Raw genomic sequence first — 15,819 nt, 5'->3', positions numbered from 1 at the left:
TGCATGGCGGGCAATGATACCGGAAGCGGCCGCGGCCGATCCCGTCTGCTGCGATGCGGCACACGGTGCCCGGCGGACATGATAGTTTCAGCTCCGTTCCAGGCCGTATGGCCTGCGGCATGGCGCGTCATGGCCCGGGGGGCGCGGGAGCGGCCATGTCACGGGTCGCCGGGGACCGGATGCCGACCAGAGGGGCATCGTCCGGGCAGGCGGCCGGATGTGGCGAGGGAGCGCCTGGAGTTGGCTGACCATCGACCTATGCACTTCGGGGGAGGAGTGTGATGAACGTCCGCAAGCCCGTAATCAGTCTGTTGACCCTGGCCATTGCCGGCGCCATCGCCGCGATGCCGGCGATCGAAGCCCAGGCGCAGGAAGCCGCGACCACCGATCAGGAGCGCACCAGCGAGGAGCGCGTCGATCAGGTGCAGGCCGAAGAGGAGCGCGCCACCACGCTGTCCGCGCTTGTCGTCACCGCGCAGAAGCGCGAGGAGATCCTGCAGGACGTGCCGATCGCGATCACCGCGCTGCCGGAGGAGCTGCTTCGGGACACCGGAGTACGGGACGTCAGGGACGTCCAGATCCTGGTACCCGGCCTGACCGTGAGCAGCACGCAGAGCGAGGTGCAGACGGTTGCGCGCATCCGCGGCATCGGCACCGTCGGCGACAACGCCGGCCTGGAGTCCTCCGTCGGCGTGGTCATCGACGGCGTCTACAGGCCGCGCAACGGCGTCGGCTTCGGCGACCTCGGCGAGATCGAGCGGATCGAGGTGCTGAAGGGACCGCAGGGCACGGTGTTCGGCAAGAACACCTCGGCCGGCGTGATCAACGTGATCACCCGACGCCCCGACTACAACACCTATGTCGACGGCGAACTGACGATCGGCAACTACGGCGCGCTCGGCGTCGCCGGCACGTTCAACAGTGCGCTGGGCGAGAACTCGGCGATGCGCATCTACGCCGCCAAACGCAAGCGCGACGGCTGGATGGACGTGCACACCGGCGGCGGCCCGCGGCGCGAGGACGAGGATTACGACCAGAATTTCCACTCGCTCCGTGGTCAATTGCTGCTGGAGCCGACCGATACGCTCGACATCAACTTCATCGCGGACTTCACCAGTCGCGAGGAGAACTGCTGCAGCGCGGTCACCCTGGTCCGCGGTGCGACCGCGGCGATCATCGACGCACTGGCGCCTGACGAGGGCGTGATCCCGGTTGCCGACCCGTCCAGGCGCGAGGCCTGGAGCAACCGCAGCACCGAGCAGGACTTCAAGGACAAGGGCCTGTCGATGGAAGTCAACTGGGAGACGCCCTGGTTCGGCGGCGCGACGCTGACCTCGATCACCGCCAGGCGTGACTGGGAGGCGATCAACGGCCTCGACTTCGACTTCAGCACCGCCGACCTGATCTACCGCAACGCCGATCGCGACGAGTCCCTCACCGGCTTCGAGACGCTGACCCAGGAACTGCGCCTGACCGGTTCGACCGACGCCTTCGACTGGATGGTCGGCGCGTTCTATTCCGACGAGGACCTCGAGCGCAACGATTCCTACCGGGTTGGCGCCGGCTATGAGCCCTATCTTTCGACCCTGGTGTTCCAGCGCGTTGCCGCGGGCGTCGCCGGGCTCGGCCTGCCGATCGACACCAGCAACCCGGCGACGTTCTTCTCGCAGGTGACCGGACAGCCGTTCGGCGCGGGGTTCACCGGGCTCGGCGCGCTCGACCGCTACCAGCAGAACGCGAAGAGCTACGCGTTGTTCACCAACAACACCTGGCACGCGACCGACGCCCTCGACCTGACCCTGGGCCTGCGCTACACCCGCGAGGACAAGGAGCTCGACTCGGTCTACAGCAATCCGAACGGCAGCCCGGGCTGCGCCGCCGCGCTGGCCAATCCGGCCGGCGGCCTGGCCCAGGCACTGCTGGCCCGGGGGGTGCCGCTGGGCGCCCTGACCCCGGAACAGCAGGCGGCGCTGCTCGGCCAGCTGGCACCGCAGGTGGTCGGCTTCATGTGCCTGCCGTGGGCGAACGCGCTGCACCACGGACGCGTGACCCATCAGGAGCGCGAGGAGAAGGAGTGGTCGGGCACGCTGAAGGCCGCCTACCGCTGGAACGACAACGTGATGACCTACGCGTCCGCGGCGCGCGGTTACAAGGCCGGCGGCTTCAACCTCGACCGCGTGCAGTCGGCCGACGGCCTGTCCAGCAGCGGCGCCGGCATCGTGCCGGTCGCCGATACCTCGTTCCCGGGCGAGTTCGTCGACAGCTACGAGCTCGGTGCGAAGACGACCTGGATGGACGGCAACCTGCTGCTGAACGCGACCCTGTTCCACCAGACCTACGACGATTTCCAGCTCAACAGCTTCCTCGGCACCAGCTTCGTGGTGCGCTCGATCCCCGAAGTCGTCTCGCAGGGCATCGACACCGAGGTGCTGTGGCAGACGCCGGTCGAAGGGCTGATGCTGCAGGGTGGCCTGACCTACGCCGACACCCGGTACGGCGATGAGACCCCGACCGCCGAGTTCGTGTTCCCGGGCCCGCTGTACAAGCTGCCCGGCAGCCGCGCCAGCTTCGCGCCGCTGTGGTCGGCCACGGCCTCGGTGACCTACGAATGGGAGTTCGGTGGCAGCCTGGTCGGCCGCTTCAACCTCGGCGGCAAGTACATGTCCGACTTCAACACCGGTTCGGACCTGGACGCGGAAAAGGTGCAGGAAGGATTCGCGGTGTTCAATGCGCGCCTGGGCATCGGTTCGCGCGACCGCCGCTGGATGGTCGAGCTGTGGGGGCAGAACATCTTCGACGAGGACTACATTCAGGTCGCATTCGATGCTCCGCTGCAGGCGCCGGGTTCGCCGACGCCGGGCGACCCGCTGAACTCCTACAACGGATTCCCGGGTGCGCCGGCGATGTATGGCGTGACCCTGCGCGTCCACTACTAGCGGGTGCCGGCCGCCGCCGAAGAACGCCGGTTCTTGGCGCTCCGGTTCGGCGCATCCATGGGTCTCGTCCCGCGCCACGCGGGGAGCGGAGCCCATGTCCGCCGGCGTCTGGCCGGTGCGCGCAAGCAGCGGGTCCGGCATCGATCTGGACCGCTCCCGACAGGTCGTTCGCCTGCGCGGTGGCTTCATCGGTGCGGCCTTCCGGCTGTGCTGCAGCGGCTTTCGACAGCCAGCTTTCGATAGCCTTGGGGTCCCGCGGGACCTCGCGCCCGGCGGGTCGCGTGCCGCGGGTGTCGTGCAGCGCCCGGCGGCCGGTATAGTGCGGCCATGAACGCAGACATCACCGACATCGCCCTGCACCAGCTTGCCGAGCAGGTGGCGCAGACCGCGATCTCCCAGCACCATCGCCTGGTCTCGGCCGAAAGCTGCACCGGCGGCTGGATCGCGAAATCCCTGACCGACATTCCAGGCGCGTCCGACTGGTTCGAGTGCGGGATGACCGCCTACAGCTATGAGGCCAAGCAGGCGTTGCTTGGCGTGCAGCCGCACACGCTGGAGCAGCACGGCGCAGTCAGCCGCGAGACGGTGATGGAGATGGTGTCCGGCGCGCTGGTGCATTCCGGCGCCACCGCCGCGGTCGCGGTGACCGGAATCGCCGGTCCCGGCGGGGGCACCGAAGACAAGCCGGTCGGCACCGTCTGGATCGCCTGGAAGCGACGCGGCGGCTACCCGACCGCGGTGGTGTTCCACTTCGATGGCGACCGCGACGCGATCCGCCGGCAGACCGTTGCCGCCGCCCTGCACGGGCTGATCGAGCTGATGAGCTGACTCGGGACTCTCGCTCGGTGCCGGACGCACCATCAGGAGCGGCGTACCCCGCGATGGCTTTCATGGGAATACCTCATCGCGACCAACGCCGGTCCTGCAGAAGCTCCTGCGCGGCGCCGGCAACGAAGGAGCGGCGCCGCGCTTGACTCGGTCGCAATGTCGTTAGTAGTATTGCTACTAATATGGACATCACCGATACCCAGCGTGTCATCTGGCATCTGATCGCCGAGCGGATCGAGGCCGAGGGCATGCCGCCATCGCAGACCGAGATCGCCCGGGCAATGGGCTTCAGCAGCGTGCGTGCCGCCCAGTACCACTTGGAGGCGCTGGAGCAGGCCGGTGTGATCGAGCGCGTTCCCGGACGTGCCCGCGGTATCCGGCTGTGCCGGCTGCCGAGCGGCATGGAGGAAGCGTCCGACCCTGCCGATTCCCGGCTCGCCGCCGCCAACGACGATGCACTGCGGTTGCCGGTGCTCGGCCAGGTCGCGGCTGGCGTGCCGATCGGCGCCGACATCGGCTCCGACCAGGTGGTGCTGCTGGACCGCAACTTCTTCTCGCCTGCCCCGGACTATCTGCTGCGGGTCAAGGGCGATTCGATGCGGGACGAGGGCATCTTCGATGGCGACCTGATCGGCGTCCACCGGACCCGCGACGCGCGTTCCGGGCAGGTCGTGGTCGCCCGGATCGACGATGAGATAACCGTCAAGCTGCTCAAGCTCGGCAGGGAAAGAATCCGCCTGCTGCCGCGCAATCCCGATTTCGCGCCGATCGAGGTCCAGCCGGGGCAGGACTTCGCGATCGAGGGCCTGTACTGCGGGTTGGTGAGGCCGAGCCGTTGATGTCCGGCATCGTGGCCAATGCCCTGGCCCCCGGCTGTGCTTCGTCCACCACGGCCGTACGGGTGTCGGAAGTTTCCTACCCGTTCCTGCGTGGCGATCGGAGCGGACTCTGCCGCGTTTCCCGGGTGATCGACGCCGCGACAGGCGCCAATCTGGTCACCGGACGGCGAATCTCAATCTCTGCGAACACCGCCCTCTAGACTCACTCCATACCTCTCAGCGACCTGTCTAATAAAGGATTCCACGATGGACGAGAACAAGAAGCGCGCCCTTTCCGCCGCCCTGGGCCAGATCGAGAAGCAGTTCGGCAAGGGCTCGGTCATGCGCATGGGCGACCGTGTGGTCGAGGCGGCCGAAGTCATCGGCACCGGTTCGCTGATGCTGGATATCGCGCTGGGCATCGGTGGCCTGCCGAAGGGGCGTGTGGTCGAGATCTACGGACCGGAGTCTTCCGGCAAGACCACGTTGACCCTGCAGGCGATCGCCCAATGCCAGAAGGCCGGCGGTACGGCCGCCTTCATCGATGCCGAACACGCCCTGGATCCGATCTACGCGGCCAAGCTCGGCGTCAACGTCGACGAGCTGCTGCTGTCCCAGCCCGACACCGGCGAGCAGGCGCTGGAAATTGCCGACATGCTGGTCCGCTCGGGTGCGGTCGACATGGTCGTGGTCGACTCGGTCGCGGCGCTGACCCCCCGGGCGGAGATCGAGGGCGAGATGGGCGATCAGCTGCCCGGCCTGCAGGCGCGCCTGATGAGCCAGGCGCTGCGCAAGCTGACGGGCAACATCAAGCGCAGCAACTGCCTGGTGATCTTCATCAACCAGCTGCGCATGAAGATCGGCGTGATGATGCCCGGCCAAAGCCCGGAGACCACCACCGGCGGCAACGCGTTGAAGTTCTATGCGTCGGTGCGTCTGGACATCCGCCGGATCGGTTCGATCAAGAAGGGCGACGAGATCATCGGCAACCAGACCCGGATCAAGGTGGTCAAGAACAAGATGGCGCCCCCGTTCAAGCAGGTCATCACCGAGATCCTCTACGGAGAGGGCATTTCGCGCGAGGGCGAGCTGATCGACATGGGTGTTTCCGCCAAGCTGGTCGACAAGGCCGGCGCCTGGTACAGCTACGGCGACGAGCGGATCGGGCAGGGCAAGGAGAACGCGCGCAACTACCTGAAGGAGAACCCCGAGGTGGCGGCCAAGCTGGAATCCGCCTTGCGTGAACAGTTCGTGCCGTCCGAAGCCAGTCGCGACGGGAACGACGATGCCAGCGACGGCGAGGATTGACACCGGCATCCGCCGCCCGCGCCGCGGCAAGCGGTGTGTGGTAGCGGCCCGATCCGGCCCCGACGGCCGGACCGGGCGGGGTTGACCCTGTATGGACGACCGGATGGACGAGGATCAGGAAGATCCGGGCCGGGCGATGGACGCCCATGGGGCCGGGCGGCGCAGGATGCGGCCGCACCGGACCCCGATCCAGCGTGCGCTTGCCCTGCTGGTACGGCGCGAGCATTCGCGCCGGGAGCTGATCGACAAGCTCACCGCCCGCGGGTTGGAGCATGAAGAAGTGGTGGCGGCGGTCGACCGCCTGGCCGGCGAAGGCTGGCAGGACGACGCCCGCTTCGCCGAGCAGATGGTTCGCAGCCGGGCGGGCGCCGGTTATGGCCCGATCCGGATCCGTGCCGAGCTGTCGGTGCATGGACTCGATGACGACGCCATCGAAGCGGCAATGGCGACGTTCGGCGGCGACTGGGTCGAGTTGGCGCGGTCACTGGTGATGCGTCGCCATGGCGTGGCCGATTCGCTTTCGGACCTCAGCGTTCGGCGGAAGGCCGCTGACATGCTCGCCAGACGGGGATTCACCGGCGAGCAGATCCGCATCGCGACGCGTTTCGATCCCGACGAGCTGGCCTGACCGCCAGCCCTTGTCCCTGACCAGGTCGGACTCGTCCTGCCACGTCGCACTCGGCGGGAGTAGTCGCGGGACGGCTGGGGATCGGGGGAGGGCCGGATTCCGACGGGGCGACGTTGCCATGCGGCGATCCGCGCGGGTGGGCAAGCGGGCCGTGCGGAAGGATGACATGGCCGGGCGGCATGACCGGAAGATACACGGCCTCCCGCAGCCTGCTAGGCTATCGGGCTTCCCGTTCGGTTGCCTGCTCCGGTCGCTGCCCCCATTCTGTGGGCTGCGACGGGGCATGGCGCCCCGGCCCAGCCCCAGATCCCGCGCCAGGCATGAGCACCCCTTCCGACACCGTCCGCAAGATCAGTACCCATCAGGTCCGCAGCGACTTCCTCGAATTCTTCCGGGGCAAGGCCCACACCATCGTGCCGTCAGCCCCGCTGGTGCCGGCCAACGACCCGACCCTGCTGTTCACCAACTCGGGCATGGTGCAGTTCAAGAACGTGTTCCTCGGCAGCGAGAAGCCCGGGTACGTACGCGCAGCGGACGTCCAGCGCTGCCTGCGGGCGGGCGGCAAGCACAACGATCTCGACCAGGTCGGCTACACCGCCCGTCATCACACCTTCTTCGAGATGCTGGGCAACTGGTCGTTCGGCGACTACTTCAAGGAAGACGCGATCCGCTGGGCCTGGGAGCTGCTGACGGGAGTCTGGAAGCTCGATCCGGGGCGCCTGACCGTCACCGTCTATCACACCGACGACGAGGCCTACGCGATCTGGCGCGACCAGGTCGGCGTGCCGGCCGAGCGGATCATCCGCATCGGCGACAACAAGGGCGCCCCGTACGCATCCGACAATTTCTGGCAGATGGCCGACACCGGCCCTTGCGGCCCCTGCACAGAGATCTTCTACGACCATGGTCCGCAGATCCCCGGCGGCCCTCCCGGTTCGCCGGACGAGGATGGCGACCGTTTCATCGAGATCTGGAACCTGGTCTTCATGCAGTTCGACCGCCAGCCCGACGGCACCCTGGTGCCGCTGCCAGCACCGTGCGTCGACACCGGCATGGGCCTGGAGCGCGTCGCTGCTGTCCTGCAGGGCGTGCATGGCAACTACGAGATCGACCTGTTCCAGCGCCTGATCGCCGAGGCAGCGAAACTGACCGGCATCGCCGACCTCGACAACAAGTCACTGCGCGTGATCGCCGACCACATCCGCGCCTGCGCGTTCCTGGTCGTGGACGGCGTGCTGCCGAGCAACGAGGGCCGCGGCTACGTGCTGCGCCGGATCATCCGCCGGGCGCTGCGCCACGGCTGGATGCTCGGACAGAAGCAGCCGTTCTTCCACCGCATGCTGGCGCCGTTGATCGAGGTGATGGGCGATGCGTATCCCGAGCTGGTGGAGAAGCGCGAGCTCGTCGAGCGTGCGCTGCTGGCCGAGGAAGAGCGCTTCGCGGAGACCCTCGATGCCGGCATGCGCATCTTCGACGAAGTCGCGGCCCGTGCCGGAGACCGCATTCCAGGCGCCGACGCCTTCCGCCTCTACGACACCTACGGCTTCCCGGTCGACTTGACCGCCGACATCGCCCGCGAGCGCGGACTGACGGTGGACATGGACGGGTTCGAGGCCGCCATGGAGGAACAGCGGCGCAAGGCGCGCGAGTCCGGCAGGTTCGGCAACGCGACCAGTCTGCCGGCCGAGCTGGCCGCGCAGCTGCCGGCGACCGCCTTCCTCGGCTACGACAAGTTGACCGAAGGTGGCCTGGAAGTGCTGGCGCTGCTGCACGACGGCACCCCCGTCGACCGGCTCGAGGCCGGCCAGGCCGGCGTGGTGATCCTCGACCGCACGCCCTTCTATGCCGAGAGCGGCGGCCAGGTCGGCGACACCGGCGAACTCGACGAGGCCGGAACCCGGTTCGTCGTCGAGGACACGCTCAAGTTCGCGGGCCAGTTCCACGGTCATGTCGGCCGCCTCCAGGCGGGCACGCTGAAGCGCGGGGACCGCGTGCTCGGTGCCGTGGACGGACAGCGCCGCGCGGCGACCGTACTCAACCACTCCGCGACCCACCTGCTGCACGCCGCGCTGCGCGCGGTCCTCGGCGAGCACGTGACCCAGAAGGGGTCGCTGGTCGCTCCCGACCGCCTGCGATTCGATTTCTCCCACTTCCAGCCGGTGTCGGCGGTCGAGCTGGCCGAGATCGAGCGCCGTGTCAACGCCGAGATCCGCCGCAACCATGCGGCCGAGATCCATCACATGGGCATGCAGGAAGCACTCGACTTCGGCGCCCTGGCCCTGTTCGGCGAAAAGTACGGCGACGAGGTCCGGGTGCTGCGGATGGGCGACGCCTCCACCGAACTGTGCGGAGGCACGCATGTCGGCCGGACCGGCGACATCGGACTGTTCAAGATCGTGTCCGAGGGGGGTGTCTCCGCCGGAGTGCGCCGGATCGAGGCGCTGACCGGGCAGGGAGCGCTGGACCACGTGGCGCTGGAGGAGGCACGCCTGGACGAGGCCGCCCGGATGCTCGGAGGCCAGCCGGCCGAGGTCGCCGACAAGCTCAGGGCCCTGATCGAGCGCCAGAAGAAGCTGGAGCGCGAGTTGGAGGCCGTCAAGGCCAAGGCGGCGGCGGGGGCGACCTCCGATCTGGCCGGTTCAGCGAGCGAAGTCCGTGGAATCCGAGTAGTGGCGGAACGTCTGGAGGGGTTCGATGCCAAGGCGCTGCGGGAGGCGGTGGACCGTCTCAAACAGCAACTGGGGGACGCGGTTATCGTTCTGGCGGGAACCGCCGGGGGCAAGGCCGCCCTCGTGGCCGGAGTCAGCGGCAATGCGGCTGGACGGGTCAAGGCGGGGGAACTGATCGGCTTCGTGGCCGGTCAGATCAATGGAAAGGGCGGTGGGCGTGCCGACATGGCCCAGGGCGGCGGCGAGGACGGTCCGCAGCTGGCGTCGGCCCTGGCCGGAGTGCCGGCATGGGTTGAACAGCGCCTGAGCTGAGTGGGGCATGGGGGTTTTTGCCGCTTGTGGCGAGCCCCATGCAATAGGATAATTGTGAATTGTGTTTTTCACCGGAAGCATCACCCGTTCCTGACGGCAGTGATGCAATCGTCGGCGCGGAAGCGTCGGCATGAGGAGATTTCTCGATGCTAATCCTGACGCGTCGCGTCGGTGAGACCCTGATGATCGGCGACACGGTGACCGTCACCGTGCTCGGCGTGAAGGGCAACCAGGTGCGTATCGGTATCACTGCCCCGAAAGACGTGGCGGTGCACCGCGAAGAGATTTATCAGCGTATCCAGCGCGGCGAAAACGCGCCGGATGATGCTGGCAAGGCGGCGAGCTGAGAAAAAGTTTGCCGCGGGAAGGGTGAGCCGTTATGCTTTCCGCCCGCACAGGCTTGCGTGTCGCGGAGAGTTGCCCGAGAGGCTGAAGGGGCTCCCCTGCTAAGGGAGTATAGGGTCAAAAGCTCTATCGAGGGTTCGAATCCCTCACTCTCCGCCAGTTCTTCCTGTCCTGGCTCCTGACCGGTTTGTCCATGTCCGACGGTGATCGGTTCGGACAGGCCGTTGCAGACGACGGAACCTCGTGGCGTCACCGGGCCACCGCAGCTGCGGTGGCCGGGGTCTGTTACCACCGGTTCGCGGGCCTAGACCGGAGTGGACGGACATCGGTCTCGACGGGATGACGTTCGAAGGGCCGCGTCGCCGGCGATCGAGAATCGACGACGACGGCCGGTGTTTGATGAAAGAAGAGAAGGAAAATTGTTGACGAAGGTGGCGACTGACGTCATAATTTTTCGACTACGCGCCCGTAGCTCAGCTGGATAGAGCACCAGGCTACGAACTTGGGGGTCGGAGGTTCGAATCCTTCCGGGCGCGCCATACAGATGCAGAAGGGCCGGCGATCAATTTCGCCGGCCCTTTTGCTTTTCCGGGCCAGGGAACGTCCTGCCGCGCACGCGATCGATGCGCGAATTCGCATGCTTGCGATGCCGACCTGATTCCGGAGGCCGTCGACCTGCACCCTCGTCGTGCTTTGCGTGGCCGCTGCGGAATCAGCCCCGCCAAGGATTCTGGACATAGCGCGCAGGTGCCTTCCACGAGATCACCCGCGCGGGATTGCCGGCGACCGTCGCATCCGCGGGGACGTCCTTCACCACGATGCTTCCGGCGCCGATCGTGGCGTTGTCGCCGATCGTCACACCTTCGACGATCGAGGTCCCCGGACCGATGTACACGCGGTCGCCTATCCGCGCGGCGTTGTCGTGATTCGATCCGATCGTGGTGAACTGGCCGATGTTGCAGTTGCTGCCGATCGTCGCCGTCCAGTTCACGATGATGCCCATGTGGTGGCCGATGTAGAGTCCCGGCCCGATCCGTGTGCGTGCCGGAATCTGTATGCCGTACTTGTTGGACAGGTACCGATGCATCAGCTTTGCGATCACCCTGACGATCGTCCATGGCGATCGGCAGGCCCTCAGCCAGAAGCAGTACCTGAAGGAGCGGTTACAGAGCAGGTGATGGAACAGGGCCGATGCGGATGTTCGCCCGGCATGGCGGAACAGGTCGCTGCGGATCAGGGTGATGACGTCGTGTTCCGGCTTGCCCTCGGGTGCTTCAATGATGGACGCCATGATTGTTGTCGCCGAAGGGGTGGGGCGGACCAGTCGACGTCGGTCCCATGCATGAGGAGAGGCTGTTTCGAGGGTTTCCGGATGCAGGTTCCTGCTGGCTGCGGGCTCAGTTCGGTTTGCCGGATGTGCTTTCGTCGCCGAATCGCCGGTGCAGTCGCGCGGTGGGCGAGAGTTGTGTCCGTAGTCGCGAAACCCATCGGCTCGCGCCATCGAGCGCGCGGTTGCAGGTCCGCTTGAGGGCTCCGGCGCACCGACGCTCGATCTGCGCGTGCACCAGATACGACGCCGCCAGGACCAGCAGCAGCGTGCCCCAGAACACCAGGTGCGGATTGAACGCGGGGTAGGCGATGTTGAAGATGATGTACCCGATGTTCTGGTGGATCAGGTACAGCGGATAGGTCAGGGCGCCCGCGACCATCCAGCGGCGCCGGCCGAACGCACCGGTGCGCCGGGTCGCGATCAGCAGCATCACCGCGAAGTAGGATGCGATGATCGCGACGACGACGATGACGTTCATCCGGGTGTCGAAGTGGCGCTCGAAGCCCTCGATTCCACCAAGCGAATCGCGCAGCGCCAGAATGAAGCAGATCCCGATCATCCCGTAGCGGAGCCAGGAGCTGCCGCGCGACCAGATCAGGAAGGCGGCCGCGCCTGCGATGAAATAGGCGGCGTAGTCGGTGATCAGGAGGAAGCGCAGCGGCGCGACCGGGAACAGTTCGAGCAGGATCGTCGCCGCCAGCCACAGCGCCAGAAACATCTGCGCCTGGGAGATCCTGCCGATCATCAGCACGCCGGCGACCATTGCGTAGAACTGCAGCTCGACGAACAGCGACCAGTAGACGCCGTCGATGGACGGTACGCCGACGAAGCCGCTGAGCATCGTCATGTTGACCAGATACTGCGAGAACGATGCCGAGAAGCGGTCGCCGCCGAACAGCACGATCGCGACGAAGGTCAGCGTGCAACATGCCCAGAACGCGGGATAGAGCCGCGCAAAACGCGAAACCGCAAACGAGCGCAGGCTTCCGTTCGACGCGGTCATCAGGATCACGAACCCGCTGATCATGAAGAACAGCTCGACGCCCTTGAACCCGTACTTGGCGACCGACTCCAGCAACGGATAGGGCATGATCGTCCGGTCGCCACCGGCATAGCCGCGAAAGGCATAGTGGAAGAAGACCACCGCGAGCGCGGCGATGAAGCGCAGCAGGTCGATCTCGTTGACCCGTTCCCTCTTCGCCGACGCGCGCGCGTCCGGCGCATCCCCGGTCATCGCATGTTCGTGCGGTCGATCCGGCGAAAGGACGGGCACGGACATCGGCGGTCCTCAGCCCATCGCCTGGACGGCCGGCCTCGGCAGCTCCGCTGCACCTGCCGCGTGCGCGGACATCGCGATCGGAGTGGCGAGACGGAAGTAGAAACCGTGGTAGCAATCCACATCGTGCTCGGGAGAGAACGGCACGTGGAGACTGCGTTCGAAGGATTCCCAATGGTCCTCCACCCGGTAGCCGAGCCGCTCCATGTCCGCAATGAAGTCGGGTACCGCCGGCACCCGGTACGGACATATGGCGAAGCCGATGTTCTGCAGGGTGAAGAAGTTCATCCGCCTGTGCATCGGCGTGAGATTGATCAGCACGTGCGCCGGACGCTTTCGCAGCGGCTTCAGGAGCTCGGCCAGGGTGTAGTCCAGGTACTGCAGCGCACCGCAGGAAATCATGATGTCGCTGCCGTCCACGCCGTTGCGCGAATCGGTGAACTGGAGCAGGCCACGCTCGTCCTTGCGTCTGGCGAGTTCGCGACCGGCGACGACCACCGCGTTGACGTCATGGATCGTCCATCGCATGTCCGGCGGATAGTCGAGATAGCGCGAGAAGCCGTAATAGCTGATCCCGACGTGTCCGCCGAGGTCGAACACCGAGCGGTTGCCGAGCGCAAGCAGGCGCGACAGCCAATGGATCATCGGATAGTCGCTGACCCTGACCTGGTCGAGCCGGTCGTGGTACATCCGCCCGGATGCGGTCGTGTCGTACGACTTCGGCAGGGTGGCCGGGGCGGCGGATGCGGCTTCGGCATAGCTGTCGTAGATGCCGTAGTAGCACGCCTCCTCCTGGAACGGCCGCCGGAACATGCGGCGATAGACGGGTTGCGCCAGCCGGCGCAATCCCGGCAGTTGCGCGGCTTCGGCGGCGATCCTGCGCAGCCCGGAGCGGGTTTCCGTGAGCGTGGCGTGCGGCACTTCGGACCTGCCTGTGCGGAAGTTCATCTCCCAAGGAAAAACGTCGGCCGCGTCCCCGTCAGGACAGGGCGCGATTCCGGTTTTCCGGTTTCTGGCCCGAGAGCCATGCGATGCGCGGCCGGGCCTTTTCGCCGGAGGGGCGACGCGCGCCTCGCAGGCGATGCATTCCGCCGTCGCGGGGCGGATGTCCGCAGCCCGCATGGCGGACTTGGAGGCAGGGAGGCGGCGGTGGCCGGAACGCCGCCGTATTGCGTTGATGTCAAGACGTGGTGTTCCCTTGCTACCGGGCGCCGCGAAGACGTTCACCGTGACGGCGGCAGCCGCGCGACCCCTGCCGTGCATGGCGAGGCGACGCCGTGCGGGCGATCGGCCGGGACCGTGAGTCCGGGAGCGACCTGGCAGACGTGGCGACCCGTCAGCGGTGGGAGATGCGTAGGTGACAGCCGTTTCGAAGAGCCGCACCAGCCGGGCGGTACGCCTGCTCTGGTTGCTGGAGACCCTCGTGATCGTCGCCGCCGCACAGCTCGCGGTGTGGCTCAGGTTCCTCGACGATCCCGACGGCCTGCGGATATTCCTCGACCGCGGGCAGCTGCGACTGTGGCTGGTGGCGGTCTTCATCGTGCTCGCGATGTCGTGCTTCGGGCTGTATCAGGCCTATCTGCGCCATCGGCGATCCGAGTTCCTGCTGCGTCTGGCGCTGTCCTTCGCGTTCGGCGGGATAGGCCTGCTGGTGCTGTACTACCTCGTGCCGTCCACCCACGTCGGCAGGAGCGTACTGTTGATGACGATGGGTTTCGGCTTCGTCGGGGTGGTCGCGCTGCGCTCGCTGGCGCGCCGGCTCACCGGCACGGACATCTTCAAGAGCCGGGTGCTGGTGTTCGGCGCCGGCAACAACGCCGCCCAGATCAACAGCAGTCTGCGGCGGGCGGCGGACCGGCAGTCGTTCGTGGTGGCTGCCTTCGTCGCCGTGCCGGGCCAGCCGGTGAAGGTCGCCGACGCGCTGTCGATCCACGAGCCGCACGGCCTGGTGGATCTGGCCGAACGGCTGGGCGTCGACGAGATCGTGGTCGCGCCGGACGAGCGGCGCGGCTGCCTGCCGATGGAAAGCATGCTGGCCTGCGCACAGCGCGGCATCGCGGTCTCGGATCTTTCCACCTTCTTCGAGCGTGAGGCGGGAATCGTCAAGCCCGACGTCGCCGATCCGTCGTGGCTGGTGTTCTCGGGCGGCTTCGACCATTCGCTGGTACGCCGGTTGAGCAAGCGCCTGTTCGATCTGGTCGCCGCCAGCGCGCTGCTGCTGATTGCATGGCCGGTCATGCTGCTGGTCGCGCTTGCGGTCTGGCTGGAGTCCGGCCTGCCGGTGCTGTACCGGCAGACGCGGGTCGGAGAGAACGGCAGGACCTTCGAACTGGTCAAGTTCCGCAGCATGCGGGTCGATGCCGAATCCGACGGCGTAGCCCGCTGGGCCAGTCGCGGCGACGACCGCAGCACCCGGGTCGGGCGCTGGATCCGCGTGACCCGGCTCGATGAGCTGCCGCAGCTGTTCAACGTCCTGCGGGGCGAGATGAGCTTCGTCGGTCCGCGCCCGGAACGGCCGCAATTCGTCGAGATGCTGAATCGCGAGATCCGCTACTACCACCTGCGCCATAGCGTGAAGCCGGGCCTGACCGGCTGGGCGCAGCTGCGGTATCCCTATGGCGCGTCGGTGGCCGACGCCGAGAAGAAGCTCACCTTCGACCTGTTCTACGTCAAGAACCAGGGGCTGCTGTTCGACGTGATGATCCTGCTGCAGACGGTGGAGGTGGTGCTGTTCCGGCGTGGTGCGAGGTAGGCGAAGGGGCCGCGGAGATCAGGCGGAGATCAGGCGGATATGGGGCGATCCCGTTCGGACCGGTCGCCTGCATGGCAGCGACGTGGCGCCCGGCACCGGGTCCAGCGGGGCCGGACAAGCCCACGCCGGTGCCGGTACGCGAGGTCAGCCAGCTCCACGACGCCAGCAGCACGATCAGCGCGACGAACAGCGCGATCAGGGTGAGGGTGGTCCGCACCGGGCCAGGCCGCTTGCGCTCGGGTTCTTGCGGCGGCCACGCCGGCGAGAAGATGTCCGATGGCGCAGGTGATTCGGCTTCGGGCTGGGGCAGGGCGCCGGGCATCCGCCCATGGCGCCGGTGGAAATCGCAGACGCTGGCGTGCAGCGCAATCAGCGTCCGCAGGGTGTGTTCCATCTCGGGGGACAGCTCTCCGCCGCGACGATCGGGGTGCAGTTGGGCGACCCGGCGCCGATACGCGTACTGGAATTCCTCCAGGCTGCAGTCGGGCCGCAGGTCGAGCTGCGAATAGATGTCGGCCAGATCCGCCTTCATGGGCTCCCCCGATCAGCGTGCCGCAACCGGCATTGCCCGGACATCCTACTCCGTTGAGCCGTCGCTCCGGAATCCATCGGGCTGG

At 67.0% G+C, this 15,819-nt stretch carries 13 protein-coding genes and 2 tRNA genes; 11 read left to right on the top strand and 4 right to left on the bottom strand.

All coding sequences use genetic code 11. The features are described from left to right. The first annotated feature begins 281 nt into the window (after positions 1 to 281). From L3V18_RS04055 to L3V18_RS04010, 10 genes are all read left to right on the top strand, one after another. A complete protein-coding gene (locus tag L3V18_RS04055; RefSeq protein WP_237053309.1) occupies positions 282 to 2,936 on the top strand; it encodes a TonB-dependent receptor in 2,655 nt (884 codons plus the stop codon). 327 nt (positions 2,937 to 3,263) lie between these two features. Beyond that, positions 3,264 to 3,764, top strand: coding sequence for a CinA family protein (locus L3V18_RS04050; RefSeq protein ID WP_237053308.1), 501 nt, complete (start codon positions 3,264 to 3,266; stop codon positions 3,762 to 3,764). Positions 3,765 to 3,946: 182 nt separating this feature from the next. Next, positions 3,947 to 4,603, top strand: coding sequence for a transcriptional repressor LexA (gene lexA / locus L3V18_RS04045; protein ID WP_237053307.1), 657 nt, complete (start codon positions 3,947 to 3,949; stop codon positions 4,601 to 4,603). Next, a complete protein-coding gene (locus tag L3V18_RS04040; protein ID WP_237053306.1) occupies positions 4,603 to 4,803 on the top strand; it encodes a hypothetical protein in 201 nt (66 codons plus the stop codon). Before lexA ends, L3V18_RS04040 begins: the two co-directional genes overlap by 1 nt. Positions 4,804 to 4,849: 46 nt before the next feature. Then, positions 4,850 to 5,890, top strand: a complete 1,041-nt coding sequence (recA, locus tag L3V18_RS04035) for a recombinase RecA (protein WP_237053305.1) — start codon at positions 4,850 to 4,852, stop codon at positions 5,888 to 5,890. A 103-nt stretch (positions 5,891 to 5,993) separates the two neighbouring features. Then, on the top strand, positions 5,994 to 6,518 hold the full coding sequence (locus tag L3V18_RS04030; RefSeq protein ID WP_237053304.1) for a regulatory protein RecX: 525 nt from the start codon (positions 5,994 to 5,996) through the stop codon (positions 6,516 to 6,518). Positions 6,519 to 6,838: 320 nt separating this feature from the next. Then, positions 6,839 to 9,499 (top strand): alanine--tRNA ligase, encoded by a 2,661-nt coding sequence (gene alaS / locus L3V18_RS04025; RefSeq protein WP_237053303.1) that lies wholly within the window; start codon positions 6,839 to 6,841, stop codon positions 9,497 to 9,499. A gap of 146 nt (positions 9,500 to 9,645) precedes the next feature. After that, entirely contained in the window at positions 9,646 to 9,846 is a 201-nt protein-coding gene (csrA, locus tag L3V18_RS04020) for a carbon storage regulator CsrA (RefSeq protein ID WP_237053302.1), read from the top strand. A 64-nt stretch (positions 9,847 to 9,910) separates the two neighbouring features. After that, a tRNA-Ser gene (locus L3V18_RS04015) sits at positions 9,911 to 10,003 on the top strand. A 303-nt stretch (positions 10,004 to 10,306) separates the two neighbouring features. Beyond that, a tRNA-Arg gene (locus L3V18_RS04010) sits at positions 10,307 to 10,383 on the top strand. Between the two features lie 173 nt (positions 10,384 to 10,556). On the opposite strand, the gene L3V18_RS04005 is transcribed toward L3V18_RS04010, so the two are convergent. From L3V18_RS04005 to L3V18_RS03995, 3 genes are all read right to left on the bottom strand, one after another. Continuing rightward, complete coding sequence (locus L3V18_RS04005; RefSeq protein ID WP_237053301.1) at positions 10,557 to 11,135, bottom strand: serine O-acetyltransferase; 579 nt, start codon at positions 11,133 to 11,135, stop codon at positions 10,557 to 10,559. 106 nt (positions 11,136 to 11,241) lie between these two features. Then, positions 11,242 to 12,453: an acyltransferase family protein gene (locus tag L3V18_RS04000; RefSeq protein ID WP_237053300.1), complete on the bottom strand. Its 1,212-nt coding sequence runs from the start codon at positions 12,451 to 12,453 to the stop codon at positions 11,242 to 11,244. 9 nt (positions 12,454 to 12,462) lie between these two features. Continuing rightward, positions 12,463 to 13,398 carry a methyltransferase, TIGR04325 family gene (locus L3V18_RS03995; RefSeq protein WP_237053299.1) on the bottom strand — a complete coding sequence of 312 codons (936 nt, stop codon included), beginning with the start codon at positions 13,396 to 13,398 and terminating at the stop codon, positions 12,463 to 12,465. Between the two features lie 409 nt (positions 13,399 to 13,807). Between L3V18_RS03995 and L3V18_RS03990 the strand changes: the two genes are divergently transcribed. Beyond that, on the top strand, positions 13,808 to 15,202 hold the full coding sequence (locus L3V18_RS03990; RefSeq protein WP_237053298.1) for a TIGR03013 family XrtA/PEP-CTERM system glycosyltransferase: 1,395 nt from the start codon (positions 13,808 to 13,810) through the stop codon (positions 15,200 to 15,202). Here the strand turns inward: L3V18_RS03990 and L3V18_RS03985 are convergent. Further along, positions 15,120 to 15,734, bottom strand: a complete 615-nt coding sequence (locus L3V18_RS03985) for a J domain-containing protein (RefSeq protein ID WP_237053297.1) — start codon at positions 15,732 to 15,734, stop codon at positions 15,120 to 15,122. The two genes, L3V18_RS03990 and L3V18_RS03985, sit on opposite strands and share 83 nt — an antisense overlap. Positions 15,735 to 15,819: the final 85 nt, after the last annotated feature.

The organism is Marilutibacter chinensis (assembly GCF_021725675.1).
Classification (GTDB): domain Bacteria; phylum Pseudomonadota; class Gammaproteobacteria; order Xanthomonadales; family Xanthomonadaceae; genus Marilutibacter; species Marilutibacter chinensis.
The sequence above is the reverse complement of the archived record's forward strand: the minus strand, read 5'-3'. Positions and strand labels throughout refer to the sequence as shown.